Raw genomic sequence first — 24,275 nt, 5'->3', positions numbered from 1 at the left:
GCGGCCGCCCCCTCGCGGGGACGGGCGGGTGGTCAGCTCACGCGACGCGCAGCGCGAACAGCGTGGTGTCGTCGGACTCGCCGTCGTGCTCCATGCGCTCCAGGGCGCGGGCCAGCAGGAACTCGGGCTCGTCGGCGGCGACGGCCAGGACCCCGGCCAGCCGGTCGATCTGGGTGTCCAGCCCGACGTCGCGGCGCTCGATCAGGCCGTCGGTGTAGAGGAACAGCAGGTCGCCGGGGAGCAGCTCGCGGGTGTGGGTGGCGTACTCCATCTCCGGGAGCGCGCCCAGCATGGTGTCGGGCGGGGTCTCCAGCGCGATCGCGGCGCCGTCGCGGACCAGGATGGGCGGCGGGTGCCCGGCGTTGGTCCACTCCAGCAGCCGGGTCGCGGGGTCGAAGCGCGCCACGACGGCGGTGCCGGTGGCCGCATGGTCGAGGTCGCCGACCAGCTCGTTCAGCCAGGCCATCAGGCGGCCCGGGGGCCGTCCGGTGTAGGCGAGGCCGAGCAGGCCGCCGCGGGTGCGGGCCATCGCGGCGGCGGCGGTGAGGCCGTGCCCGGCGGCGTCGCCGATCGCGAACAGCGCGCGGCCGTCGGGCAGGGCGCGGGTGGCGAACCAGTCGCCGCCGATGCGGTCGGCGCTCCCGGCGGCCAGGCTGCGCACCGCGACGTCCAGGCCCGGCAGCGGCTCGACCTCGCCGGAGTCGGGCAGCACCGCGCGCCGCAGGGTGACCGCGACGCGGTGCTCCTGGGCGGCGCGGATCTGCTGGCGCAACATGGCGCGGCGGGTGTCGGCGAGCGCGCGCTCGATGCCGCGGCGGCGGGAGATGTCCTGGGAGACGATGTGCACCGCGACCGGCCGCCCGTTGGCGTCCAGGACGGGTTCGGCGACCAGCCACAGGTGCCGGTGCCGCCCGTCGGAGGTGGCGACGCGGTGCTCGATCTCGACCGGTTCCAGGCGCGCCATCAGCGTCTGCACGGCCTCCTCGACCACCGCGACGTCGTCCTCGGCCACGACCTTGGCGAGATCGTGCGGGGTGGCGGGCACGGTTTCGGGGCTCAGGCCGTAGTTGGCCATCAGGTCGGCGGACCAGGCGACCTCGCCGGTGACCAGGTCCCACTCGCCGAACGCGATCTTGGCGAGCCGCTCCACCCGCTCCAGGCGCCGCTGGACGCGGTCCTCCTCGCGATGGAAGTGCCAGGTGACCACGACGCCGGTGGGGACGGGCACGCAGCGCAGGCTCATGCGGGACGAGCGGGAGAAGCCGTCCTGGGCAGTGGAGTGCTCGAAGGGGCCGCGGGTGAAGGGAACACCGGTCTCCAGAACCCCGACATAGGCATCAAACAGCCCGCTGAGGGCAGCCCCGGGATCGGTGCGCAGCAGGCGGCCACCAGCCAGTTCATTAGGCCCACGATCAAAAAGATCGCGGGCCCGCTCGTTGAGCGCGGCGTATAGGAAGTCGACCACACGCCCCCCGGGACCGCGAACGGGCACCAGATGGGCGGCCGACCCCAACGAGGCGTCGAGCGCGGCCCGCGCCTCGACATCGTCAGGCAGAGCGATCAGCAGAGCTTCATCATCCAGGGAGTCAACAGCGGCAACACGCCGCAGGACCTCTTCCTGCTCGGACTGACGGGGCGGCTCAGCGGGCGGAGCCGCCGCCAGCGCCCGAGCAGCGGGCACGGCCGGGGCCTCGACACCCTCACCTCGGGCGACCAGCGCCGCGGCCTCGGGCAGCTCGACGTCCAGATCGCGGGCGAGCCAGATGAGGTGCTGCAACGCCTCCCCTGAAGGGCAGCCCAGGCGGCCGGCGAGGACGGCGCGCGCTTCGGCCAGCAGGGCGCGCTCGCGCGCGGCATCCCGCAGCTCGGCCAGCTCCGCAGGCGGTCCGTCGACCTCCGTCACCCGTGGTCCCCCGTTCGGTGTGCTATGCCCTCACCCACGAAAAGGTACATACGCTGATGAACACCGAAGCCTGATCATTTCTTTCCCAGTCCAGTTCTTTGCCGCGACTTTCCCCTTTCGCCGCGACGCCCCGCACCCCGGGCACCCCTACCCGGCGGCACCCCCGAAATCACCCGGCGGCGCGATGAACCTGCCTGGTCAGAGCAGTGATCCGGGCCGCCGCCGCCCGGAACGAGGACCCCGCCGGCTGGAGCGTGAGCACAACAACGATCTTGCGCTCCCCGTCCACCAGCCCGGTCGTGTGCAGCACGGGCCGTCCGATCCCCAGATCGGCAGGCCGCACGACGAGCCCCTGCGTCGCAGCCCCACACGGCTCGGCAGGCGTCAGCCCGAACCCGGACCACCCCTGCTTGACGGCCCAGGGCCGGGACACCGCACGAGGGATGCCGAAGTACTGGTCGAACCCGTCACTGCCACAAGGGGTGGCCCGGCGCAGCTGCGCGAGCACGAACTCCCGATGCGCCCGAGGCGCCTTCTCCAGCAGGTACCGATAGGTGCGCACGACGTCGGCCGCGCTCAGGGCGGTGTACCCCCAGAACCCGGGCTTGTCCGCGGGCGGCCCCTGGGTGTCGGTCAACCCGGCCAGCGGGGCCATCCGCCGGATGATGGCGGCCTGCCCGCCCCGCTTCCAGAAGGCGGTGGCGGCCTTGTCATCGCTGGACCGGAGCATCCGCTGCAACAGAGCACGATCCCCGGCCTGCGCCCGCCGCCCCCGCAGATGGTCCAGCGCAATCAGAATCTTCACGACCGAAGCGGACCGAAAGACCTGATGGGCCCGATACTCCACCACGACCCGACCGGCATCCCGATCAAAAACGACATAAGAGGCCCGCACCCCCGCAGGCACCTTGATCTTGACCGGAGCCCGCGTCGAGACCCGAGGACTGATCGCGGGCGACGACGAAACGGCCCCCGCCCTAGCGGAGGACGCGGGGGCGGGCGCAGGCTCGTCCTCAGCCCCGCACCCGCAGACGACGCCCAGCGGAGCCCCGCCGACGACGAGGACGAGCCCCGCCCGAACCACCGAAGACAACACCCGGAATGCCTACCAGATCGCAGACCGCCGGACCCGGCGACCACGGCCCGATCAACCGAGTACGCATGAGTCCGGAGTCTGCGCTACAGTAATCACGCCTGCTGACGCGGGCACCGGGACGTAGCGCAGTTTGGCAGCGCACTTGACTGGGGGTCAAGGGGTCGTGGGTTCAAATCCCGCCGTCCCGACAGAGTAAAAAGCCCCGCTGGGTTCGGCGAAAGCCGAGGTCAGTGGGGCTTTTGCGTGTCGCAGCATGGCCGATCAAGTAATCACACGGCGCGCAGCTGGGGACCACCTGGGGACCTGCGCTCGCTGAGATGCAGGCTCAATGCCGCCCCGGCTACAAGAATCGCTTCAAGGTCCGGGTGCAGGTAGCGCTGGGTGGTGTTCAGCGAGCCATGCCCAGCAATCCTCCGCAGCACGTGCACCGGGACACCGGCGTCGGCCATCCACGTCAGCCCGGTATGCCGCAGATCATGGCGGCGCAGGTGCTCATAGCCAAGCCCGGTCACCACTTCGTCCCAATGGGTGGCATCCCGCAGGACCGCCGTGCTGATCCGACCGCCGCGCGGACCGGTGAACAGCCGGGCCATCGGGTCGTCTCCGACCACGTCCAGCCGACGCCCGACCAGTTCCCGGATCTCTTCGATCAGTGGCACCCTTCGGGCCCGCTTGCCCTTGGTGCCCTTGTCGACCAGCCCGCCGGGGCCGGGGGTGGTCTGTCGACGGACCATCCAGGTCCAGTCTTCCCGGTCGATGTCGGCCGCCCGGACGCCGGAGACCTCACCGATACGAGCCGCCGTGCAAGCTGCGAAGACGACCACATCACCCCAACCCCGATAGGCGTCGGCCGATCGTTCCACCAGCGCGTCAGCGAGCTGGACCAGCGCGGCCCAGTCCGGCAGGGCGAGCGACCGAGGGTCGTCCAGTTCGTCTTCGGCGCGCTTGTACTGGTATTGCCAGCCGGTCACCCGGGCCGGGTTCTGGTCGATGATCCCGTCACGGACCGCCTGTTCCATGACCCGCACCAAGGCCGCCAGGCTGTTCTTGACAGTGGATCGGCTGCATTCGTCGGCGATCCAGACGTGCACGGTCCGGTCCACTGCGCCATGTGAGATCACCCGGACGGGCAGATGCCCCAGGGTGGGCACCACCCTTTTACGCCAACCCGCCAGGTAGGGGTCCAGCGTCTTAACTTCCAGTCCCCGCATCGCCAGCGTCATCACGCTGTCGCCGTAGTCGGCCAGCGTCATGGTCATGGCGAGCGGATCGACCCCGCGCCGGGCGGCCTGTCGCATCTGGTCGATCCATGCCTTGGCCTGGTCCTCCTCAGCAAAGGACTCTGAGACCGAGGTCCGGCGACGCGGCGCAGAGCCGGGAACGAACCAGCGGACACGAGCCCGGTAGGGCTTGGGGCGGCCTTCCCTGAACTCGATGTCAGCCGACAGGGACACCCCCAGCGGCGGCTGTTCACGGTGGCTCAATACGCCACCTCCGCCGGGTCGAAGCGCCGTTGCCGCAACCACTGCTCGACATCCAGAGCGCTGTAGCGGCTGACCGCTCCGCTCATCTTCACCACCGGCGGACCCTGCACCGGGTGAACGGTGCGCCAGCGGCGCAGCGTCGAGGGGTCCACACCGATCAGCTCGGCGAGTTCCTCAGTGGTGTACCAGCCGCCCAGCAGCAAAGACGGGACGGCGACATGTTCGGCGATCTCAGTCATGTTCCAAACTCCTTTCAGTGCTACGCGGCTGCTAGTTCGGCGAGTTGGTCGACGAACTGCTGATGGGTGAGTTCCTCGTGTCCGGCTTGCTGCCTTCGGCGGGCTTGGTCGGCGGCGGTGTTGGCCAGCAAGGCGTCTCCGGTGGTGCGCCAGCCGGTGCCGACGTAGGCCAGGCGGCCGAGGACGACGGTGGCTTGGCCGTCAAGGTCGCCCTGACGTTCCAGGCGTTCGGCCGAGTGGTCGGGACCGGTGTCCTGGGTGCGGCGGTAGAGGATGCGTGCGGCACGCAGGGCGGCGAAGGTGACCGAGTAGTGGCGGGCCTTGGTGAGGAAGTGACCGCCGAAGCCGAGCATGTGAGCCCAGCGGCGCAAGGAGTCGAAGCCGGGGTGCTCGCCGAGCGTCCAGGCGGCCCAGACCAGCCGCTCGGTGTGGGTGCCGTCGGGCCGGGCGTACAGGCCGAGGTTGGTGGCGTGCAGGCGGCGGGAGGTGTGTCCGGCGGTCTCGGTGCTCTTGGTGGCGTACTTGGCCAGGTAACCGGCCACCATGGCGTCGCTGACGGACTGGCCGCTGGCACCGATGATACGGACGTCCAGTTGCTCGCCCCAAGCGATGCGCCACCCTCCGGGTCGTTCCGGATGCGGGTCGGTGGCGCAGGTGAGGCGCGCGGCGGCACGCACGGCATCATCCAAATCAGCGGCGGTGAGCCCGGCCGGAGGCGGCACGACGGCGGCCGGGTCGTCGGGGTCGATGCCGTCCAGGCGCAGCAGGGCGTGGAAGTGCACCGCGCCGCGTGCTTGGAATTCGGCGACCTTGCCGTGGGAGACCCGTACCGATGGCAGGCCCCGGCGACGAGCGAGCCGGTTCAGGTGGCGGGTGATGTCCTGTTTGGTGCGCCGCCACAGCTCTGCGGCGTGGTTGTTCCACACCACGTGCGCGGCGTGGTCGTAGCAGTCCAGGCATAGCGGCTGACCGAGCCGGACGTCACCGGAGTCGTGCCGGGCGAAGCAGGCGGCGGGCTGTCCGTGCGAGCAGGTGGAGGTGTCGCGGCGGGCATGGCAGGGGGCCGGGCGGCAGGTGCAGCGGACGCGGTCGGTGCAGGTGTGACGGCGCACGTGCCGGGTGTGCACCGCTCCGAAGGAGGGGGCGGTGAAGGTGGCGAACACCGCCGGGTGGGTGGCGACGGTGGCCGGGACGGTCTTGCCTCCGGCCAGTCCGGCGCGGATGAGCTGGAAGGCGTCGCGGCGGTAGGTGTCGGCGCAGGAGGGGCAGACGGTGGCGCGGCGGTTGCCGCACGCCTTGTAGATGACCCCGTCGGGCATCGTGGTCGTGGGAACGGTGCGGGTGATCTCGCCGGTGCGGGTGTCGACGGTGGCCATCTCGCCCAGCAGCCGGATCGGGTGGGCGCATCCAGCCGCCGGCCACACGTGGTCCAGCCAGTCGAAGTAGCCGTCCCCGGCGCGTAGGAGAGCGGTGTCGGTCGCGAAGACCGGGCGGCGAGTGATGCGTGAGGCGGGCAGGCGGGTGGGTTCGGTGTTCGCCCCCGCACCCGGCCACAGGGAAGCCTGGCCGGGTGTGAGAGCCAGCGTCGAACCCGACGCGGGACGGTGGGTCATGGGCGCTCCTCTGCGGGAGTGCCGTGGAGTTGGGCCAGCACGGCGGCGGCCAGGCCCTCGTTGATGGCCAGGTGTTCGGCCAGGGCCGGGGCGGTGATGGGGTGCCCGTCATGGGCGGCGCGGTGGGTGAAGTCGGCCATGCGCGCGCCGGTCAGCAGCTCGGCTGGCACGGCTTGCGGTTCAGCGGCCGGTTCGGGATCGGCGGGGGATGCGATGGCGGCCGGTTCGGCGGTGAGGTGCACCGTCGGCGCGGCGGCGGTGTCCGGCGCGGCTGGTTGGTCGGTCGCCGTGGTGCGGGAGAGCACCAGCTTGGACAGGGCCAGGAACGCCAGCGCGGGGACGGCGGCCAGCAGCCAGCCGGTAGGGCTGGGTTCGGCGACGGCCAGTTGTGCGGCGATCGACAGGCAGGCGGCGGCGATCAGGACGGCCATGGGGTAGCCGATGTGCTGGCCGTGGCGCTTGCGTCGCCGGATCTCCAGTCCGGCGGCGGTGGGGGTGAGTTCGGAGATGACGGCGTTGGCCCAGCCGAACCAGTCGCCGGTCCCAGCAGGGCTGTTGTGCATGGTCCAGTCATGGACGTGGGTGAAGGAGGCGGCTCCGGCCAGCGAGCCGACCAGCAGCAGCATGGCCAGCTGCACGATGCTCTCGACGCGTTCGGTCTGCTGGGCGGTCATCGGATCACCTCGCGCAGCGCGGCCGGGCACTGGTGGGGTTGTGGGCCGATCCAGCACAGATCGCAGTAGGCGATCTCGCGCCCGTCGAGGAAGTCGGCCTTGTGCTGAGCACAGAAGGGGTCGAGGTAGAAGTGCTCGTGGACGCAGGTGACCATCAGATGATCTGCGGCCGGTCGGTTGCAGCGGTCCTCACGATCCCCGTTGATGCTGTAGACCTCGCAGTGAGAGCCGTTCATCGGGCCTCACCGCCCCAGCGCTGTTGGGCGGCCTGTCGGGTGATGCCCAGGGGGCGGGCGATCTCGGCCCAGGAGTAGCCGTAGGCGCGCAGTCCGGTGACGGCTTGGTGCAGAGCGGTGTCCAGGTCGGTGGCCAGGTTCGCCAGCAGGGCCAGGGATTCGACGTCGCCGGAGGCGATGCGGCGGCTGTAGGCGCGCAGGACGCGCTGAACGAACGCGGCGTACTCGTCGTTCTCGACCACGCGCCGGGACCGGTTCGGCGTCAAAGCGTTGTTGACGGTGTTCTCGCTCATGACAGGCTCCCGGACTGCTCGGCGCAGTCGAGGCACTCGCCCAGCGAGCGGGGGATGTAGTAGCCCTGCTCGACGCCGCACGAGGAGCAGGTACGGCGGGCCCGCAGGGCCTTGGCGATGGCGGCGAGCTGGGCCGGGGTGGCGGTGCGCTTGGGCTTGGCCAGCTCTCGGCGGTACAGGTAGGCCACGCGGCGACCGTTGCGCCAGATGATCTGGGCGGCGACGTCCTGACCGCCGGGGCGCAAGTTCTGGCGGCGGAGCTGACGAGTGGTGAGCAGGCCGTCCGGGGCCCAGCGGTAGGGGTAGGTGGGGATGCCCCACCGGTCGCCGGTGGGGTCGTAGAACTTCAGGTAGACCATGCCGCCCTGGACCAGCCGGTCCAGCGAGGGGATGCGCGGTCCGGTGGTCGAGGCGCACGTGTAGTCGGTAGCGTGCATGACGTCCACTTCCTTGGTTGAGGCGGATGGATGACCGGGGCCGGTGCTTTCTTGGCGGAGAGGGCCGGCCCCTGGCCGTCGCTACAGTGAGGGCGGTTCGGCGATCAGGACGATTGCGCCGCAGCGGTCGCAGTCGGCGAAGTTGGGGTGTCGCTCGTCGGGCGGGTCGCCGGGGTCGGCGACCCACATCCGCAGGTGGGTGTAGTCGCATTCGGGGCAGCGCAGGGTGCTGGCGATGAGGTGGTCTGCCCAGGCGTTGAAGCAGGCCGGGCAGAAGATGGCCATGTCGGGGTTGGCGGTGACCAGCCATTCGGGGTTCTCGTGGCTGAACATGTGGGTGGTGCGCTGGCAGGAGTCGCACTCCATGACCCACCGGGCCCAGTCGGGTTTGCCGTCACGCCGGTAGCGTTTGTGGATCACAGCCACCACCTCGCGGTGTCGTTGTGGTCGGCGGCGGTGACGTGCATCCCGTGGTTGGTCTCGGGGCAGTCGATGTCGTCGCAGTCGCACAGGTCGGCGTCGTACTTCACCGCCAGCAGCGGCTGGACGATGCACGAGCCGAACCGGCGGGTGGCGTAGTAGCCGCCGTTCTCGTCTTCCAGCCACGCCACCACGGCGCGGGTCTCGGCGGTGTAGGTGATGGCGGTCATGCGGCCCACGTCCCCTCACAGGCGCCGCAGCGCAGCGCCATTTCCTCGGTGCGGTCGTCGATGGTGACGCGGGTCTCGAAGACGTCGTCGGAGCCGCAGTACAGGCAGCGGGCGACGCGGTCGCCGATCAGCCGGGAGACGGCGGCGGCGCGGTCGGGGTGGCAGGTGTGTTCTTGAGTCCAGCCGGTCAGGTCGGCGTACCGGCCGCAGGCCGCCTCGCAGGTCTCGAAGCAGCCCAGGCACACGGCGGTGTAGCCGCGCCCGTGCGGGTCGGCGGTGATCAGGATGAGGTTGTTGGCGGACATTGGGGACTCCCTTCTCAGGCGGCCAGGACCGCCGGGGCGGGATGGGGATTGGTGCGATCACCGGTGCGGACCCACGCGGCGTAGTCGGCCAGCGTGGCGATGTGGGCATCGGTGAGGTAGGCGACCTTCATCAGGGCGGGCACGCCGCCTTCGGCGATGAGGTAGCAGACGCCCGGCATGGTGGGCTTGATGGTGGTGGCGCAGAATCCGGCGTGCGACCAGTTGTCGCCCAGGATGATGTCGCTGCTGCCAGCGGAGGTGCAGCGGAAGGCCGCGCGGTAGCCGAACAGGTCGCGCAGGCTCTTGGGGATGATGTCGATGCTGGGGCGCTGGGTGGCGGCGATGACCGGCATCGCGGCCGCGCGGCCCCGGGCCACCAGGTCGCGGAACAAGGTGATGAACTCGTCCTGCTGTGCCTTGGTGCCCAGCACAGTGGCGTAGAGGGCGATCTCGTCGAACAGCGAGGGGATCGCCTTAAGGCCATCGGCGGCCGTCACTTTGCGGCGACCGTGAGCCAGCAGCCAGGCGTAGCGGTTGTTCATCACCGTCTGCAAGCGGCGCAGCGTGGTGATGGCGTGGTCCATGTCGGGGCCGACGAACTCGTCGGCGCTGTCCTCCCAGGGCCCCAGTTCGACGAGCTTGCCGTCGAACAGCACCGGGCGGGCATCACGGCACAGCGCGATGTGGGCCATGACGGTGTTGATCAGGCTGGACTTGCCGCCATCGGGTTCGCCCGCGATCAGCAGGCGGCGGTAGGCCAGCGGGATGTGAACCGGTGCGCCGAACTCGTCCAGGCCCAGGAAGGCCGGGTCGAACATCGACAGGTTCGGGCCGACCGGTACCGAGACCGGCGCGGCGGTGGTGGGCATGTCAGATGCCCCCTTTCGGTGGAGGAGGCGCGAGGGACCCATGACGGATCGCCTCGCGACCTCGCTGGATGGGTGTCGAGTCAGCGGCCCGTCCGGGTGCGGATCAGATCCAGTCGCTGACGTCCTCACCGGTGGCCTTGGCGGCCGGTTCCGGTGCAGGCTCCTTGCCGTTCTTGGCGGGCTTGGCCGCCTTGGGCCGGGTGCCGTTGCCCACCGGCCCCGGGTCCGCGGTGGCGTTGCTGGCCGGGACGTCCGGCAGGTCCAGGGCGGTCGGAACAGGCCGGACCACCCGCTCGGCGGTGGGGGTACCGTCGTCGACCAGACCGAGCAGCGGTGTTTCGATGGTGCCGGTCAGCACGGTGCGGCGCTTGACGTCGATGCGCACCAGCGCGGCGTTGGAGTCGGAGGCGGCCTCGACGGTGACGGCCGACGCCCAGCACGTCACAGCGATCTTGTCGAGGCGGGAGTGCAGTTCCGGCAGCGACAGCCCCGGCCGCAGCCAGGCCCAGACACGCTCACCGGTGGGAGTGGGCCGGGCCCACAGGATCAGCGGCAGCGTGCCGCTGCGGTTGGTGATGATGAACTCGTTGAAGCACACCCGCAGCCGGTGCCGGGTGACCGCGCACCAGGCGAACGCGATGATGCGCTTACGGACGGCGGGGATCGAGGCGGGGACGCCGACCAGTACGGCCAGCACCAGCAGCCGAGCCAACAGGTTGGTGTGGGTGGCCAGCAGCACCCAGCCGTATCCGGCGGCCAGGGTGACCCCGATCTCCGGGGACCACCACCACAGGACCCGCAGCACGGGCCAGGCGACAACGATCGCGGCGACCAGCAGGCCGACCACGACGCCGATGAGCACGCCCAGCAGCACAGCGGCCACCGGCGGCAGGTAGGAGGCGGTGATGGTGGCGGCCAGCAGACCCACCACCAGCGACACCACGTAGAAGGCGACCTTGGCGGTACGCGCGTACGACCGCGACACGCGGTCCTCGATCACGGTGACGGTGCCGCCACGGCGGCCGAAGGTGGACCGTCCGGCCGAGCGACCGAACGAGGAACGCGAGTTAGGCTTGGACATGTTCTGTCCTTCCTGGTTGGGGGATGAACAGGCGGGGCCGGAGGGTGCAGACCTCCTGGCCCCGCACTGCGTTCAGCGGGTGATCAGGCCACGGCGTTGGTGATGCCGGGCACCTCGTTGGGGGCGATCGTGAAGAACAGGGTGTTGAGCTGCACGGCCGGGCCGACGCCCAGACGCGAACGGACGTAGGCGGTGACGGCCTCGTAGAGGTCCTTGTGGGTCATGCCGGGGCGGGGCTTGAAGTGCCCGTTGTAGGTGGCGGTGACGGCCCCACCGCGTTCGGGGTAGGCGACGGTGATGACGTAGTGGAACTGCATGGCAGCCTCCGGGAGAGTGAGTGATCGCTTTCAGGGATCACTGAAAGCCGCACGCCGAATGGCGCGGGCAGGAAACAGGGGGTTGGAGCGGCCCTCGGATCGAATCGACAAGGGCTGAAAGGAAAGTGACCGTGCGGCCCGCGAACGGGCCACACGCGTGCGTCACGGGAGCGTCAGAACCACTGCTCCCCGGTGGGTGAGGAAGATGCCGTCCGGCGGAACACCTCGCCGGAACCAGACACCATCAGGTCTGCGGGCAGGGGTACCCGATCACTTGGCGGTCGCCGGAGCGGCGGCCGTCTTGATCTCCACCGCGCGGAACGCCACGCCGTTACGACCGTTGGTCGCCCACGGCAGGGCCTCCAGCCTGGACACGGTGACGAACGCTCCCACCCTCACGTTCGGCTTCTCTCCAGCCGTGGTGATGGTGATGACCTCGCCGCCGTCCTCGTCCTGGACGAACACCTGCGTCGACCACATCGGCCGGCCGGTGTCCCGCTCGGTGCGCTGACGCCCGTTCTGGTCGACCTTCTCGACCGGGTCCCGCGACACCATGACCTGCTTCGTGCTGGTGTCCACGATGAGCTTCACAGAAGCTCTCCCTTCACTCTCGGGCCGCACCGCCTCTCGGTGCGCTTCCCGTTGCGTGACACCAGAACAGCCGAAGCGAAGTGATGGCGAAAGCCCACAGCTTGCAACCGCCACATAACAAGATTTGTTAATAGCTTCCGAACAGGGACGATATGGGGCACCCTAGAGACAGTGCCGCCCTGTTCCCAGCGACTGCGAGATGCCAATGACTGCATCGCCTGAGCACAGAGAACTACAAGGCAAGGCTTTGCGGCAAGCACGTGAACGTCGCGGCTGGTCGCAAAGCGAGTTCGAGGTGGAACTTCGCTCCACCGCCCGCAAGATGGGCAAGGAGCGCGAGTTGCCTTACTCATCCAAGACCTTGATCGCCTATATCTCGTACTTCGAGAACGGCAAGCGGCCGGTATCTGCAAGGCTAAGAGCCATCTTTAGGGAAACCCTACGAGTTTCTGACGATGATCTCGGCTTCGCTTCCTCGGGGGCAGTCGTACTGCTACCACCAGCATTGCCAGCCAGACAGAGCCTTCCGGCAGCCGCCGGACTCACTGTGGTGGACAACCTCAAGACCGTCCTGTCCGCCCACCTGGCGATGGAAGCTCTGGTAGGTCCTCGTTACGTCGTCCCGGCAGTTCTTGGTCACCTACCCCTCATTGATCACCTATGCGCTGTGACGCGCGGAGACAGCCGTAGAGAAGTTCTGCGCTTCGCCAGCAAGTTCATGGAGTTCTGCGGTTGGCTTTATCAGGACTCAGGTGACTACTACTGCGCAATGCGCCTAACTGAAAAAGCCTTCAATTATGCGGCAGAGTTGAACGATCCGCACATCAACTCGTACATCTTCATGCGCAAAAGCAATATCGCTTCAGATAGCGATCAACCGGGCACTGCTCTGGGGCTGTCCAACGCGGCTTTGGCTGAATCCGATCGGCTCACGCCACGTCTTCGCGCTGTGGCTCTACGACAACAGGCCAACGCCTTCGCAGCACTGGGAGAACGAGACTCCTTCAGAGCCAGTGCTGACGCAGCCCGAGAAGCAGCGGCAGAAGGACTCGCGCAAGAGGAGCCGGACCGAGCGCCATACTGCACACCGGCCTACGTGGAGATGGAGACAGGCGCAGGTTGGCTCAAGCTCGGCGAGCCCGGCGAAGCACTCCCTGTCTTCGCGGCAGCACAGGCGGACTGGCTTGACCAAGCTCAAGGACGTGACCGGGTGTTGTGCACCGCGCGTACTGCTGTCGCCTTGACCGAACTGGGAGACAAGCAGGAGGCATGCAAGCTCGCAGCGAAAGCTGTCACTGAATCGGAGGGCATCAGCTCTGCAAGGATCATGCTGCCGCTCAAGCGCTTGCGTGCCAGGCTGAGCACGTGGTCTCAGGACGTCGACGTGCGAGACTTGACCCGTCGGTTGGATCTCCTCCTGGAGACCACCGAACCAACGATCAGCCGTCCGGAAGGACTAGTGTGAACCACCTTCTTCCGATCACCACCTCACCGGAAGAACAGGACCGATCCGCCGATGTCGCGATCCTGCCCGTCGGCAGCTTCGAGCAACACGGCACCTACCTGCCCCTGATCACTGATACGGCGATCGCCTCAGTGATCTGCAGTGAGATCGCTGCGAGCTACCCCGTTCTGGCGCTTCCGCCCATCACGATCTCCTGCTCTCACGAACACAGTGCGTGGGTGGGGACCGTGAGCATCTCAGCGCGGACTCTGCACGCACTCATCACCGATGTCTCTGACTCAGTGCGCCGTTCAGGTATCCGGACCCTCGTTCTCGTCAACGGCCACGGCGGCAACTACGTGCTCAGCAACGTCGTACAGGAGTCCAACGCTCGCGGGGAACTGATGGCGCTGTTCCCGTCAAGCACTGCTTGGCAGCAGGCGCGAAGCGCGGGCCAACTTGAGACCACGATGCACGATGACATGCACGCGGGCGAGATTGAGACGTCCATCCTCCTGCACGCTCATCCCGAACTCGTTCGTGATGGCTATGAGAGTGCGGACTGGACTGCTGGCGATCGGCGGCATCTCCTTACGCTCGGGATGCAGGGCTACACGAGCAACGGTGTGATTGGCCGACCTTCTCTCGGGACCGCTGAGAAAGGTAAGGCCATCTTGGACTCGCTAGTCGACAGCTTCGGCGAACTACTCACCGCCCTGCCCACCGAGTGAAGAAGCGCCGCTAGTACCGACCAGCCGTCGGATGCTGTGTGAGAACTTTCTGTACGTCTTCAAGGCGGCCCGCAGACCGGGCCGCACGCGCCGCCGACTCGGCGATCCTGTCCGCCGCCTCTGCCGAGCGCCGGCGACGGCCAGGCCCAGGAAGCCGGTCGGCTGGCGCGAAGAGCCGAAGGTGTCGCCGGGCCGCATGAAGCGGCAGCCGCACTCACGGGGCCGAGCTGGCCACGCCGGGTGCCGCTGGCCGGTTCCCGACTTGCGCGGGGACCCCGCGCGGGGCCTCGCGACGGGCCAGTGCGGGCAGGCAGGTGCCGCCCGTCCGCCGGTCCAGGCTACGAGGCCCCGCCCCCACGCAAGTCCGGAACCGTCCAGCTCTAGGTAATCAAGAGCTGTCTGCATTTCCATTAGGTTCATCAAGCGTTGCAAGGAGATCATCCATAATCGAATCTACATTCAAGGCTATTCTCCGTGCTTCCTCGTACAACCTAACTAGAATGCCATTCCAAGAATGTGGGCGCATTACAGGCTCTTGTGTCCCCAGCAGCCCCCGATCGGCGTACCAACCGCTTCTCAGATTGCTGACAATTACGCCACGCTCATTGAGCAATTGCAGCTCATATCCGCTACGATCATCAACCCGAACAGGCTTTATCACTACCGAAGAATTCGGACCCGAAAAAGAGAAGATAGTATCACTTTCATTGGCAGACTCCCAGGTCATGCGCCCATTCTCGGTCTGCTCAAGCAGGTGCTCAGTAAAAGCGATAAGTCGTTGCCGGGCATTCTGTTCAGAAGTAGCCATATCATCCCTCTCATTCATTTACTTGAGTTGACTGTTCGCCGAGCATTGGAATCAATGCATCACATGCCTCTCCAATGGCTTTGCGCGCCTTCAGGCAAACGACATGAACCTCGCGATTGGTATCAACAAGCGAATAAGTAGCCGTCGAGGCCAAAGTTACGCTATTTTGCAGTTTCACCAAGAGGGCGGTTTGATTGGCGTCAATACCGATAACAACCCCTCTTATATATCCAACTTGCCATTTCCAGTGCTCCAGTTGTCTCGCAGCCAGATCTGGATCATTTGACTTTATTGCCAGATCTAGTTCAGCAGTAGTCCATCTCAATTGTGGAATCAACGTCATCAATTGATTGGCCCGAATTTGTCTCTGGGCTCTAGTCATGGCACTTCGTGCGGCTACCGCTGCATCCTGCGCCCCCTTGGCTTGCCGCCAAGTGAGCACCAATCCGATAATTCCTAACGGAAATGCAACAACGTTGAGCCAATCAACCCAATTCAGTCCAAACCATTGACTAGCCACAGCCACAACCATGAGTAACCATGCTAGAGGAACATCCGGCTACAGGTCAGGACTTGCACCTACAACCCGCATCTGGAGACTGTCCGGGGGGTGTGTCGAGCGCTCAGCGAGTCGCGATCTGGCGGAGGGCACATCGGGGGCACATGAGGGTGCGATCATATGCGAGGTGTTGCGAAGCGTCAGGGGGTCGTGCGCCTGGTGAAACGGCGGGGCGACAGGGGCATGCGGGTCAGAGGGGCATCTGCGAAGAACCCGGCTTACAGGCCGACTCTCCTTCCCGGCCCCGTAGCTCTGGGGACCAGGCGGGGACCACACGCCATGCGTTCCGCCGAACAAGCAGGTGATGACGGAACTGCGAACACATGTTCGAGTCTGCTATGGGCTGCCAAGACATCTCCCCCTCCGTCCTGGGGGTCAAGGGGTCGTGGGTTCAAATCCCGCCGTCCCGACCGGTAAGTAGCAGGTCGAGGGGCGGTTCTCCATCGTGGAGAACCGCCCCTCGACCGTTTGAGCGCCTTCGTGTCGCGCCACCATCGCCCGGATCATTCCTTTCTGCGGCAAATAAGTGACTTTAACTGGTTCCTCGGCCGGGTACTCCTGTCACTCCAGGACCTTTGTTGCCCGAATGTCATCCGAGAACGGGACAGAAGCGTCATCACTAGCGCATCGTGAGCTGGGGCGGCGGGCGATCGATGCCGGGGCCGTCGACGCCGGCGCGGGGTGGGAGGACATCGAGGATGACCGACAGCGGTGGATCGTCGGGGAACCCGTCAGCTCATTGGGTTCCTCCCGGGGAGAGCCGCCGCTTCGGCGACCGTACGTTGCCGAGAGGAATGTTCTACCTGGGGACCGGTCTACCGGCGGCTTCCAGGGACGTTCCCGAACCGGCGCTCATCGATCCCGCGCTTCCGGTCGACTGGAGCTCGCCCGACTGGTTCGGAAAGCACATGGGGTATTGGCCGTCCTACACGGAGATCCCCCCTGCGAGCCGGGCAGCGTACCTCCGCTGGATCGAGGGTGGTAGGCGGCACCGGGACGTGTCGGTCGGGTACGCGTTCCTGTTCCTCTACGGGCTTGAGCGCCGCGTGCTCGTCGACCTCCAGCAGGACGGGCCGCATCGTTCGATGGAGCTTCCGCTCATCCGGACCGAAGTGGAACGGCTGAAGGATCTCTTCGGCTCAGATTCTTCCTTCCACGGTTATGCCACCGAGTTCTGCCGTTTTCTCGACGGCATGGCGCTGGACGGCGTTGCGGTGAGTTCCGGCCCTGCGCCGCCGGTCGACCGCATCAACCCTCCGGCGAAACTGCGCCTGGGGCTTAGCGAATTCGCTTCGGCGGAACGGATCGTCCCCAGCGACTGGTCTCTGGCTTGGGTGATGTCACATCCTCGCTACCAACCACGGACTTCGGCTAAGAGGTGTCCCGAGGAGTTCGCCGCGCTGTTCCGGCTTCGGTATGAGGATCGCCATCCCGCCGGGTTCCGAATCCAGCCTTCCGGCCCCGAACTGGCGTTCTCCTACCGTCCGGCCAGTGGTGGTTTCTACGGGGCGGCGAGCAGAACCGTCCCTGGCAGGCCGGATGTGTTCGACCAGGCTCTTCCCCTTCGCCGGCTGGCCTCGCTCGCCGACGAGTGCTCCGAAGCGCTGGACGCCTTCAGCCGCCTGGTCGGACGCAGTCCCGAACAGCGGGGCGGCCTGGCCGCCGCGGCCCTGCTCCCTGAAGAGCTTCTGGATTTCGGGTCTGGCGAACTGGGCCGGTTCGTGGAATGGGCGCGTTCTCGCCTGGGCGGTTTCGCCATGTCCCTGGTTCCCGCCGCCGACTTCCTGGGCTGGATCGAGGAGGGAGAGCCCGTCCGCAAGGCGGTCATCGCGCTGGCCCGTCTTCTCGGGCAGGCGGGCATCGGGGTGGAGCCCGATCCGCGGTTCGGCGGTCCGGTGCCCGGTGATGGATCGGTGGTCTTCTTCCACATCGAGGAGCCCCCGGACGCCGCGCCGTCACGCGCCTACCAGGCCGCGATGTCGCTCCTCCAGCTGGGCGCGGCCGTCAGCGTGTCCGACGGGCATGTCGCCGCCGAGGAGAGGCAACTGCTCATCGGCCATCTCGAACAGGCACTGCACCTGACGCCCGGCGAGCGTGCCCGGCTCCGCGCCCAACTGCGCTGGTTGCTCACGACCGAGGTCAGGCTCACCGGCCTGGCGAAGAGCGTGGCCGGGATCGACGAGGCGCAGCGCGAGTACCTGGCCGGCTTCCTGGCCGGTGTCGCCGCCGCCGACGGCCGCATCGAGCCGGCCGAGGTACGGACGCTGCACCGCATCGCCAAGCTGCTCGGGCTCGCGCCCGAGACCATGGACGAGCGCCTGCGGGCCGCGTCCGCCACCGCGTCCCCGGTGTCCGAGCCCGTCGTCGTCCGGCCTGCCGCCCCCGACCCCGGCCACGCCATCCCGCGGCCCGATCCCGAACCGGCGGTCCCCGTGCCCGCCGCCACCGGCGTCCGGCTCGACCAGGCCGTGCTGGCCGACCGCATCGCCGAGGCCGCCGAGGTCGCCGCGCTCCTCGGCTCGGTGTTCGGCGACGAGCCACCGGCACCGCCCGCTCCCCTGCCCGCCGTCGAGCCGGTGGCCGGCCTGGACGCCGCGCACTCCCGGCTGGTCCGGGCTCTGGCCGAGCACTCCCGGCTGCCGAGATCGGCGTGGGAGGAGATGGCGACGGCCGGCCGCGTGCTGCCCGAGGGCGCGATCGACCGGATCAACGAGGCTGCCTACGACGTGGCCGGCGAGCCGGTGATCGAAGGAGAGGACCCGTTGGAGATCAACCACGACGCGCTGGGAGCGATGTTGTGACCACCACGACCCGTATCCGTCCGCGCGAGCGGGACGCCCTGCTGCAGAGCCTGCGGGCGGGCGTCGTGCCGCGCGCCGGGCAGCAGCACGTGCAGGTCGGCCGCGTGGCCGAGGTCCGTGCGATGCTTGCGGACATAGAGCGCGTCGCCGACGGCGGTTCCGCCCTCCGTTTCGTCATCGGCGACTACGGAGCCGGCAAGACCTTCTTCCTGCACCTGGTCCGCTCCATCGCGATGGAGAAGCGGCTGGTCACGACGCACGCCGACCTCACGCCCGACCGCCGCCTGCACGCCACCGGCGGCCAGGCCCGCGCCCTGTACGCCGAGCTGATGCGCAACCTGGCGACGCGTTCCAAGCCCGACGGCGGCGCGCTGCCCAGCGTCGTCGAGCGGTTCGTGTCCACGGCCCTGGCCGAGGCCGAGCAGACCGGGGTACCGCCCGAGCAGGTCATCCGCACCCGGATGGCGCACCTGTCGGAACTCACCGGCGGCTACGACTTCGCCGAGGTGGTGGGGGCCTACTGGCGCGGGCACGACAGCGGCGACGAGCAGCTCAAGGCCGCCTCCGTGCGCTGGCTGCGCGGGGAGTTCACGACCCGCACCGACGCCCGCGCCGCGCTCGGCGTCCGCACGATCATCGACGACGCCACCATGTACGACCACCTCAAGCTGATGAGCCGGTTCGTACGGCTCGCCGGGTTCGGCGGGCTGCTCGTCTGCGCCGACGAGATGGTCAACCTCTACAAGCTGGGCTCGACCCGGGCCCGCAACTCCAACTACGAGCAGATCCTGCGCATCCTCAACGACACCCTGCAGGGCAGCAGCGCCCACCTGGGGTTCCTGTTCGGCGGGACGCCCGAGTTCCTCAGCGACTCGCGGCGCGGGCTGTTCAGCTACCCGGCCCTCCAGTCGCGCCTGGCGGAGAACTCCTTCGCGACCGACGGCCTGGTGGACCTGTCCGGTCCCGTCCTGCGGTTGCAGGCCCTCACGCAGGAGGACTTCTACGTCCTGCTGACCAAGCTGCGCCACGTCCACGCGGCCGGTGACGAGAGCGCCCACCTGGTACCCGACGAGGCGCTCCTGGCCTTCATGCAGCACTGCGCGGAGAAGGTCGGCGACGCCTACTTCCGCACGCCGCGCACCACCATCAAGGCGTTCTGCGACCTGCTGGCCGTCCTGGAGCAGAACCCGGGCACCAGCTGGCGGGAGCTCATCACGACGGTGTCGCTCGCCCCGGAGCGCAACCCCGATCTCGATCCGCTGGACGGCGAACCCGCCGCCGAGGACCAGGGACCGGACACCACCGGAACGACGCGGGGCGACGATGACGGCTTCACGACCTTCCGGCTCTGAGGCCGCCTCCGGTTCCTTCGACCTCCTCGACACCGAGGTGCGGCGGTGGATCTGGCAGAAGGGATGGCGCGCCCTGCACGACGCGCAGGAGTCGGCCATCCCGGCGATCCTGGACGGACGCTCCGACGTGCTCATCTCGGCGGCCACCGCGTCGGGCAAGACCGAGGCCGCGTTCCTGCCGATCTGCTCGGCGCTCGCCGGCGGAGGAGGTGGGGACGGCTTCGGCGCGGTGTACGTCGGACCGCTGAAGGCGCTCATCAACGACCAGTTCGGCAGGCTCGAAGAGTTGTGCGAACGCCTGGAGATCCCAGTCCACCGGTGGCACGGCGACGTGGACGCGGCCCGCAAGGCGCGGCTGGCCAAGCGCCCCTCCGGCATCCTGCTGATCACGCCGGAGTCGCTGGAGGCGCTGTTCGTCAACCGCGGCACCCAGATCGCGCCGATGTTCCGCGGTGTCCGGTACATCGTGATCGACGAGTTGCACTCCTTCATCGGCACGGCGCGGGGCGCGCAGCTCCAGCCGTTGCTGCACCGGCTGGAGCTGGCCGTCCGGCACACCGTGCCCCGCATCGGGCTGTCGGCCACGCTCGGCGATCTGACGTCGGCGGCCGGGTTCCTGAGGCCGGGCGGCGGAGGAAGGGTGCTCCTGATCAGGTCCTCGTCCGACGCCCAGGAGCTCCGCCTCCAGGTGAAGGGCTACCTGGACGCGGCGCCGCGCGGTGAACGCACCCGCGAGCCCGAGGGCCGGGATGACGTGGACGGCACCGGGAGCGCGCAGCGCGCCATCGCCGGTCACCTGTTCGAGGCGCTGCGCGGCTCCAACAACCTGATCTTCGCGAACTCCCGGCAGAACGTCGAGGTCTTCGCCGACCTGCTGACCCGGCACGGCGAAAGCATCGGCGTGCCCAACGAGTTCGTGCCCCACCACGGCAGCCTCGCCAAGGAGATCCGCGAGGACGCCGAGGCCCGCCTCAAGGACAGGTCGCTGCCGGTCACCGCCGTCTGCACCTCCACGCTGGAGATGGGCATCGACATCGGCTCGATCGTGTCGGTGGCGCAGATCGGCGCGCCGCCCGGCGTGGCGGCCCTCCGCCAGCGCCTCGGCAGGGCGGGCCGCAGGGGCGGTCCCGCGACGTTGCGGATGTACGTGGCCGAACCGGAGATCACTGTTCGGTCGGGCCCGCAGGACGGACTCCGCTCCCAGCTCGTCCAGGTCATCGCCGTCGTCAACCTGCTCCTCGGGCGCTGGTACGAGCCGCCCGAGGCCGGCGGGCTGCACCTGTCCACCCTCGTCCAGCAGATCCTCTCGATGATCTCCCAGCACGGTGGCGTGACCCCGCACGACGCCTACCAGGCCCTGTGCGCGCACGGCCCGTTCCGGCACGTCGGGCCACCGCTCTTCAAGAGCCTCCTCAGCGACCTCGGCACCGCCGACCTGCTCCGCCAGGAAAACGACGGCCTTCTCCTGCACGGGGCGAAGGGCGAGCACATCGCCAACCACCACACCTTCTTCGCCGCCTTCTCCACCACCGACGAGTACCGGCTGGTCGCCGGAGGGCGCACGCTGGGATCGTTGCCCATCGCCCATCCGCTGAACGAGGGCGACCTGATGGTCTTCGCCGGCCGCCGCTGGAAGATCGTCACCGTCGACCCGCGCGGCAGGGTGATCGAGCTGGCGCCCGCCGGAGGAGGCGACGCCCCGCGGTTCTCCGGAGCGGCCGCCGACGTCCACGACCGCGTCCGGCGGGAGATGCGCCTCGTCTACGAGTCCGCCGAGACGCCGGTCTACCTCGACGCCGGGGCGCAACGGCTGCTGGCCGAGGGGCGGGACGCCTACCGGCGCTTGGGACTGGCCCGTACGCCCATCGTCGGCTGGGGGAACGACACCCTGCTGGTTCCCCTGCGCGGCGACACCATCATGAGCACCCTCGGCCTGGCGTTGCACCAGCGCGGAATCTCCGTAGGCCATGAAGGAGCCGCCCTGGTGCTGTCCGGCACCTCCCCCTCGCACGCGGCCGACGTCCTTTCCGAACTGGCCGACCAACCGCCTCCCGACGCCGAAGCGCTGGCGGCCGTGGTCCCGGACAAGGTCATCGACAAGTACGACGAGTTCCTCGGCGAGGAACTGCGCACCGCCGCGTACGCGGCGCGCAAGCTCGACGTCGCCGCCACCTGGGCGGCCCTGCCGGATCTCGCGGCGGCCGCGAAGCGCACCGCGCCCTCCCAGCGGTCGGCCCCTTCCAGGTCCGGACCCGTCCGGCACGAGATCGGTTCGCTGCCCTACGCCGTGATCGACGTGGAGACGACCGGCCTCGATCCGCTGACCGACCGGATCGTCGAGATCGCCGTCGTCCGTCTCGATCCGGACGGGACGGCGCGGCGAAAGTACTCGACGCTCCTGCACCCGGGCACCGGACCGGGCCCGACGCACCTTCACGGTCTCACCGCAGGTGATCTGGCGGGCGCGCCCGCCTTCTCCGACATCGCCGGTGACCTGGCCGAGCTGATCGAGGACGCCGTCGTCGTCGCCCACAACGCGATGTTCGACGCCGCGATGTTGTCCTGCGAGTTCGCCAGGCTCGGGGCCGCGCCGGACGATCTGCTGACGCTCTGCACGCTCGATCTCGCCAGACGGTTCGGCCGGGGACAACGCTCGTTGTCGCTCGGGGACTGCGCGGAGGCGGAAGGCGTCCGCCTCGCGCAGGCGCACACGGCCGCCCATGATGCCGAAGCCGCTGCTCAGCTCCTTCTGCGGTACCTCGGCCGTGCCGGAGAGGCCGGGCATCGCCACCTGGACGAGATCGGCGCCGAGGGGGCACTGCCCGACGGATCGTGGGCCCGGTGGACACCGAGCGGCCGGCACCACCGGCGATCGCACGTCCCCGCGAAGCCACTGCGCCGTCCTCTGCCGATCCCGGTGCTGCCGTCCCAGAAGGAGGTCGTCTTCGCGGATCATGTCGCCCTGGCGACGCTGGTGCCCGAATCGTTCGCACGGCAACTCCCGCTGCTGCGGGCCACCGCTCGCGAACTGGAACTGGGCCCGGCAGAACTCACCCGTATTCGAGACGGCCTGCTGGCTGCTTGGCGCGACTTCCCCGAAGAGCGCGCCCTCCTGGAGCAGGCCGATTTCCTCAGGTGAAGGCTCCGGCGGCGGTTGGCAGGGAGTGGTGCGGTCAGGGCTTGGGCAGGTTGCTGGGGAGCATGCACATCGTGTCTAGGCCCAGTACGTGGTTCAGGCGGCCGAAGGCCAGCCAGGAGCCGATGCTCATGCTCAGTTCCACGATTTCGAGTTGGCTGTAGTGCGCCGTCATCCGGTCCCAGAACTCGTTGTCCAGGCCGTGGTGGTCCAGGGCGTACCGCTCGGCGTACTCGGCGGCCAGGCGGGTCCGGTCGTCGAAGACGTCGGTGGTCCGCCAGTCGGTCACCGCGTCGGCAAACTCCTCTTCGACCTTCTCGCCGTCGCGCTCGGTCCGCCAGTCCAGGCAGAAGACGCAGCCGTTGATCTGGGCGATCCGCAGCCGCGCGGCCTCGAACTCGCGCAGTCCCAGGGTCGTGTGCGCGTACACCGCCAGCGAGAAGTGCGAGGCGGCGGGCCCGATGCCGGGCACCATCTCGCCCCACACGTACTCGATGGCGTCCTTGCCTGCGGGGATGTCGAGGTTCATGAGCGTTTCCTTCCGAGCCTGCCGGTCGCGGGGCGCAGCGGGACGTCGAGCGCGTCGTAGAGTCCGGGGTCGGCGGCCGCGAGCCAGTCGATCGCGCCGACCAGCCGGCCGACGGCGGTCGCGTTCCCGCCGGCGGCCCGGTTGCCGCCCTCGTCGGTGGCCTCGACCGTCACCTCGATGCGCGGGCGTCCCTCGATGACCACCCGGTGCGCGCCGTCGCCGTCGGGCGGGACGGGCCAGTCCGGCGCGCAGGACGCGTGGATGCGCGTGACGTGCTCGATGACGATGCGCGGCTCGCCCTCGATGATCCCCTGCACCTCGAAGCGCACCGCGCCCTGCGTCCCGGCCTCGAACTCCCCCATCGTCGCGGTGGTCACCGTCGCGTCGAGCGGGCGGCGGTCCAGCGTCTCGCGGATCTCGTCGAGTTCGACGCCGAGCGCCCTGGCCATGAGCCGTATCTGCCCGCCCCACACCATGGTCGGGACGGTCGGCGCGAGCATCGGCGGTTCGTAGTCCATCGGCTGCCCCATGCCGACCAGGTAGCGGACCGAGTCCTCCTGGTCGTAGGTGGAGTAGTCGAAGATCTCCTGGCAGCGGACCACGTCCACGACGGAGCCGAGCCCGCTGACCAGCAGCGGGAGCACGTCGTTGCCCCAGCCGGGGTCGACGCCGGAGACGAACAGCGAGCCGCCGCCCTCGGCGATCGCGGCCAGCACCGGTTCGCGCACCTCCGGCGGGGCGTTGCGCTGGTCGTAGAGCGCGTAGAGGGCGGGCGTGACGACCACGGCCCCGGCCCTGACCGCCCGGACGATGTCGGCGAGCGCGTCGTCGGGGCGGATGTCGCCGGACGCCGCGTACACCACGGCGCGGGGGCGGGCGGCCAGCACCGCCTCGACGTCGTCGGTCGCCGCCACGCCCAGGCCGCCGTCGAGTCCGGCCAGCCCGCCCGCGTCGCGGCCGACCTTGGCGGGGTCGTGGACAAGGACGGCGGCCAGGTCCAGCCCCGGGTGGGCGTCGACGGCGCGGACGGCCAGCCGGCCGACGTTGCCGGTGCCCCAGACAACCGTGGAGATCATGCCTCGGAGGTTAGCAAGCGCTTGGTTAAGTGCCTAGAGGCCGCCGGGCGC

The 24,275-nt window shown here is 68.7% G+C and carries 25 protein-coding genes, 1 tRNA gene and 1 pseudogene; 7 read left to right on the top strand and 20 right to left on the bottom strand.

Going from position 1 to position 24,275, the window contains the following annotated elements:
- Nucleotides 1–37 precede the first annotated feature (37 nt).
- Both AH6_RS08610 and AH6_RS08605 read right to left on the bottom strand, forming a co-directional pair.
- Complete coding sequence (locus AH6_RS08610) at nucleotides 38–1,903, bottom strand: PP2C family protein-serine/threonine phosphatase (protein WP_067476441.1); 1,866 nt, start codon at nucleotides 1,901–1,903, stop codon at nucleotides 38–40.
- 169 nt (nucleotides 1,904–2,072) lie between these two features.
- Nucleotides 2,073–2,708 carry a hypothetical protein gene (locus tag AH6_RS08605; RefSeq protein ID WP_157431349.1) on the bottom strand — a complete coding sequence of 212 codons (636 nt, stop codon included), beginning with the start codon at nucleotides 2,706–2,708 and terminating at the stop codon, nucleotides 2,073–2,075.
- A 405-nt stretch (nucleotides 2,709–3,113) separates the two neighbouring features.
- On the opposite strand from AH6_RS08605, the gene AH6_RS08600 reads away from it, so the two are divergent.
- Nucleotides 3,114–3,187 (top strand) — tRNA-Pro (locus AH6_RS08600).
- An 81-nt stretch (nucleotides 3,188–3,268) separates the two neighbouring features.
- Here AH6_RS08600 and AH6_RS08595 read toward each other — a convergent pair.
- From AH6_RS08595 to AH6_RS08535, 14 genes are all read right to left on the bottom strand, one after another.
- A complete protein-coding gene (locus AH6_RS08595) occupies nucleotides 3,269–4,483 on the bottom strand; it encodes a tyrosine-type recombinase/integrase (protein ID WP_067476434.1) in 1,215 nt (404 codons plus the stop codon).
- A complete protein-coding gene (locus AH6_RS08590; RefSeq protein ID WP_067476431.1) occupies nucleotides 4,480–4,722 on the bottom strand; it encodes a helix-turn-helix transcriptional regulator in 243 nt (80 codons plus the stop codon). Before AH6_RS08590 ends, AH6_RS08595 begins: the two co-directional genes overlap by 4 nt.
- Nucleotides 4,723–4,742: 20 nt before the next feature.
- Complete coding sequence (locus AH6_RS08585) at nucleotides 4,743–6,335, bottom strand: replication initiator (RefSeq protein ID WP_157431348.1); 1,593 nt, start codon at nucleotides 6,333–6,335, stop codon at nucleotides 4,743–4,745.
- Entirely contained in the window at nucleotides 6,332–7,009 is a 678-nt protein-coding gene (locus AH6_RS45250; protein WP_218005753.1) for a hypothetical protein, read from the bottom strand. Before AH6_RS45250 ends, AH6_RS08585 begins: the two co-directional genes overlap by 4 nt.
- The gene (locus AH6_RS43555; RefSeq protein ID WP_157431347.1) at nucleotides 7,006–7,245 is read right to left on the bottom strand and encodes a hypothetical protein; all 240 of its coding nucleotides are present in this window, start codon (nucleotides 7,243–7,245) and stop codon (nucleotides 7,006–7,008) included. The genes AH6_RS45250 and AH6_RS43555 overlap by 4 nt, the downstream gene beginning before the upstream one ends.
- A complete protein-coding gene (locus tag AH6_RS08575) occupies nucleotides 7,242–7,538 on the bottom strand; it encodes a hypothetical protein (protein ID WP_067476428.1) in 297 nt (98 codons plus the stop codon). Before AH6_RS08575 ends, AH6_RS43555 begins: the two co-directional genes overlap by 4 nt.
- On the bottom strand, nucleotides 7,535–7,975 hold the full coding sequence (locus AH6_RS08570; protein ID WP_245679235.1) for an RRQRL motif-containing zinc-binding protein: 441 nt from the start codon (nucleotides 7,973–7,975) through the stop codon (nucleotides 7,535–7,537). Before AH6_RS08570 ends, AH6_RS08575 begins: the two co-directional genes overlap by 4 nt.
- 81 nt (nucleotides 7,976–8,056) lie before the next feature.
- Nucleotides 8,057–8,395 carry a hypothetical protein gene (locus AH6_RS08565; RefSeq protein ID WP_067476425.1) on the bottom strand — a complete coding sequence of 113 codons (339 nt, stop codon included), beginning with the start codon at nucleotides 8,393–8,395 and terminating at the stop codon, nucleotides 8,057–8,059.
- A complete protein-coding gene (locus tag AH6_RS08560) occupies nucleotides 8,392–8,625 on the bottom strand; it encodes a hypothetical protein (RefSeq protein ID WP_157431346.1) in 234 nt (77 codons plus the stop codon). The genes AH6_RS08565 and AH6_RS08560 overlap by 4 nt, the downstream gene beginning before the upstream one ends.
- Nucleotides 8,622–8,930: a hypothetical protein gene (locus AH6_RS08555; RefSeq protein WP_067476420.1), complete on the bottom strand. Its 309-nt coding sequence runs from the start codon at nucleotides 8,928–8,930 to the stop codon at nucleotides 8,622–8,624. The genes AH6_RS08560 and AH6_RS08555 overlap by 4 nt, the downstream gene beginning before the upstream one ends.
- A 14-nt stretch (nucleotides 8,931–8,944) precedes the next feature.
- Nucleotides 8,945–9,799, bottom strand: coding sequence for an FtsK/SpoIIIE domain-containing protein (locus AH6_RS08550; protein WP_083982445.1), 855 nt, complete (start codon nucleotides 9,797–9,799; stop codon nucleotides 8,945–8,947).
- A 103-nt stretch (nucleotides 9,800–9,902) separates the two neighbouring features.
- Nucleotides 9,903–10,880, bottom strand: a complete 978-nt coding sequence (locus AH6_RS08545) for a hypothetical protein (protein WP_067476414.1) — start codon at nucleotides 10,878–10,880, stop codon at nucleotides 9,903–9,905.
- A gap of 83 nt (nucleotides 10,881–10,963) precedes the next feature.
- Entirely contained in the window at nucleotides 10,964–11,197 is a 234-nt protein-coding gene (locus AH6_RS08540; protein ID WP_067476412.1) for a hypothetical protein, read from the bottom strand.
- A gap of 270 nt (nucleotides 11,198–11,467) precedes the next feature.
- The gene (locus AH6_RS08535; RefSeq protein WP_067476406.1) at nucleotides 11,468–11,788 is read right to left on the bottom strand and encodes a hypothetical protein; all 321 of its coding nucleotides are present in this window, start codon (nucleotides 11,786–11,788) and stop codon (nucleotides 11,468–11,470) included.
- A 205-nt stretch (nucleotides 11,789–11,993) separates the two neighbouring features.
- Here AH6_RS08535 and AH6_RS43550 point away from each other — a divergent pair, with 205 nt between their 5' ends.
- Together AH6_RS43550 and AH6_RS08525 are read left to right on the top strand one after the other, a co-directional pair.
- A complete protein-coding gene (locus AH6_RS43550) occupies nucleotides 11,994–13,253 on the top strand; it encodes a helix-turn-helix domain-containing protein (RefSeq protein ID WP_157431345.1) in 1,260 nt (419 codons plus the stop codon).
- On the top strand, nucleotides 13,250–13,963 hold the full coding sequence (locus AH6_RS08525; RefSeq protein WP_067476399.1) for a creatininase family protein: 714 nt from the start codon (nucleotides 13,250–13,252) through the stop codon (nucleotides 13,961–13,963). The genes AH6_RS43550 and AH6_RS08525 overlap by 4 nt, the downstream gene beginning before the upstream one ends.
- Before the next feature lie 388 nt (nucleotides 13,964–14,351).
- Here the strand turns inward: AH6_RS08525 and AH6_RS43545 are convergent, their stop codons facing one another.
- Nucleotides 14,352–14,789 (bottom strand): hypothetical protein, encoded by a 438-nt coding sequence (locus AH6_RS43545; protein WP_157431344.1) that lies wholly within the window; start codon nucleotides 14,787–14,789, stop codon nucleotides 14,352–14,354.
- Nucleotides 14,782–15,303, bottom strand: coding sequence for a hypothetical protein (locus tag AH6_RS43540; protein ID WP_157431343.1), 522 nt, complete (start codon nucleotides 15,301–15,303; stop codon nucleotides 14,782–14,784). Before AH6_RS43540 ends, AH6_RS43545 begins: the two co-directional genes overlap by 8 nt.
- 680 nt (nucleotides 15,304–15,983) lie before the next feature.
- On the opposite strand from AH6_RS43540, the pseudogene AH6_RS47025 reads away from it, so the two are divergent.
- From AH6_RS47025 to AH6_RS08510, 4 genes and pseudogenes are all read left to right on the top strand, one after another.
- Nucleotides 15,984–16,688, top strand: a pseudogene (locus tag AH6_RS47025) (TerB N-terminal domain-containing protein); the annotation flags it as partial.
- 183 nt (nucleotides 16,689–16,871) lie between these two features.
- Complete coding sequence (locus AH6_RS46535; RefSeq protein WP_067476397.1) at nucleotides 16,872–18,131, top strand: tellurite resistance TerB family protein; 1,260 nt, start codon at nucleotides 16,872–16,874, stop codon at nucleotides 18,129–18,131.
- Nucleotides 18,128–19,483 (top strand): ATP-binding protein, encoded by a 1,356-nt coding sequence (locus tag AH6_RS08515; protein ID WP_067476394.1) that lies wholly within the window; start codon nucleotides 18,128–18,130, stop codon nucleotides 19,481–19,483. Before AH6_RS46535 ends, AH6_RS08515 begins: the two co-directional genes overlap by 4 nt.
- Nucleotides 19,455–22,622, top strand: coding sequence for a DEAD/DEAH box helicase (locus tag AH6_RS08510; protein WP_157431341.1), 3,168 nt, complete (start codon nucleotides 19,455–19,457; stop codon nucleotides 22,620–22,622). Before AH6_RS08515 ends, AH6_RS08510 begins: the two co-directional genes overlap by 29 nt.
- Before the next feature lie 34 nt (nucleotides 22,623–22,656).
- Here AH6_RS08510 and AH6_RS08505 read toward each other — a convergent pair whose 3' ends face one another.
- Both AH6_RS08505 and AH6_RS08500 read right to left on the bottom strand, forming a co-directional pair.
- Nucleotides 22,657–23,148, bottom strand: coding sequence for a carboxymuconolactone decarboxylase family protein (locus tag AH6_RS08505; protein WP_067476385.1), 492 nt, complete (start codon nucleotides 23,146–23,148; stop codon nucleotides 22,657–22,659).
- Nucleotides 23,145–24,224: an NAD(P)H-dependent amine dehydrogenase family protein gene (locus AH6_RS08500; protein WP_067476382.1), complete on the bottom strand. Its 1,080-nt coding sequence runs from the start codon at nucleotides 24,222–24,224 to the stop codon at nucleotides 23,145–23,147. The genes AH6_RS08505 and AH6_RS08500 overlap by 4 nt, the downstream gene beginning before the upstream one ends.
- Nucleotides 24,225–24,275 lie beyond the last annotated feature (51 nt).

Source organism: Actinomadura hibisca NBRC 15177 (assembly GCF_001552635.1).
GTDB classification, from domain to species: Bacteria; Actinomycetota; Actinomycetes; order Streptosporangiales; family Streptosporangiaceae; genus Spirillospora; species Spirillospora hibisca.
The sequence above is the reverse complement of the archived record's forward strand: the minus strand, read 5'-3'. Positions and strand labels throughout refer to the sequence as shown.

Coding starts and splice junctions, on each gene's coding strand:
- AH6_RS08590 (WP_067476431.1), bottom strand. CDS start 4,722: ATGACTGAGATCGCCGAACATGTCGCCGTCCCGTCTTTGCTGCTGGGC.
- AH6_RS08585 (WP_157431348.1), bottom strand. CDS start 6,335: ATGACCCACCGTCCCGCGTCGGGTTCGACGCTGGCTCTCACACCCGGC.
- AH6_RS45250 (WP_218005753.1), bottom strand. CDS start 7,009: ATGACCGCCCAGCAGACCGAACGCGTCGAGAGCATCGTGCAGCTGGCC.
- AH6_RS43555 (WP_157431347.1), bottom strand. CDS start 7,245: ATGAACGGCTCTCACTGCGAGGTCTACAGCATCAACGGGGATCGTGAG.
- AH6_RS08575 (WP_067476428.1), bottom strand. CDS start 7,538: ATGAGCGAGAACACCGTCAACAACGCTTTGACGCCGAACCGGTCCCGG.
- AH6_RS08570 (WP_245679235.1), bottom strand. CDS start 7,975: ATGCACGCTACCGACTACACGTGCGCCTCGACCACCGGACCGCGCATC.
- AH6_RS08560 (WP_157431346.1), bottom strand. CDS start 8,625: ATGACCGCCATCACCTACACCGCCGAGACCCGCGCCGTGGTGGCGTGG.
- AH6_RS08555 (WP_067476420.1), bottom strand. CDS start 8,930: ATGTCCGCCAACAACCTCATCCTGATCACCGCCGACCCGCACGGGCGC.
- AH6_RS08550 (WP_083982445.1), bottom strand. CDS start 9,799: ATGCCCACCACCGCCGCGCCGGTCTCGGTACCGGTCGGCCCGAACCTG.
- AH6_RS08545 (WP_067476414.1), bottom strand. CDS start 10,880: ATGTCCAAGCCTAACTCGCGTTCCTCGTTCGGTCGCTCGGCCGGACGG.
- AH6_RS08540 (WP_067476412.1), bottom strand. CDS start 11,197: ATGCAGTTCCACTACGTCATCACCGTCGCCTACCCCGAACGCGGTGGG.
- AH6_RS43550 (WP_157431345.1), top strand. CDS start 11,994: ATGACTGCATCGCCTGAGCACAGAGAACTACAAGGCAAGGCTTTGCGG.
- AH6_RS43545 (WP_157431344.1), bottom strand. CDS start 14,789: ATGAATGAGAGGGATGATATGGCTACTTCTGAACAGAATGCCCGGCAA.
- AH6_RS43540 (WP_157431343.1), bottom strand. CDS start 15,303: ATGGTTGTGGCTGTGGCTAGTCAATGGTTTGGACTGAATTGGGTTGAT.
- AH6_RS08510 (WP_157431341.1), top strand. CDS start 19,455: ATGACGGCTTCACGACCTTCCGGCTCTGAGGCCGCCTCCGGTTCCTTC.
- AH6_RS08505 (WP_067476385.1), bottom strand. CDS start 23,148: ATGAACCTCGACATCCCCGCAGGCAAGGACGCCATCGAGTACGTGTGG.
- AH6_RS08500 (WP_067476382.1), bottom strand. CDS start 24,224: ATGATCTCCACGGTTGTCTGGGGCACCGGCAACGTCGGCCGGCTGGCC.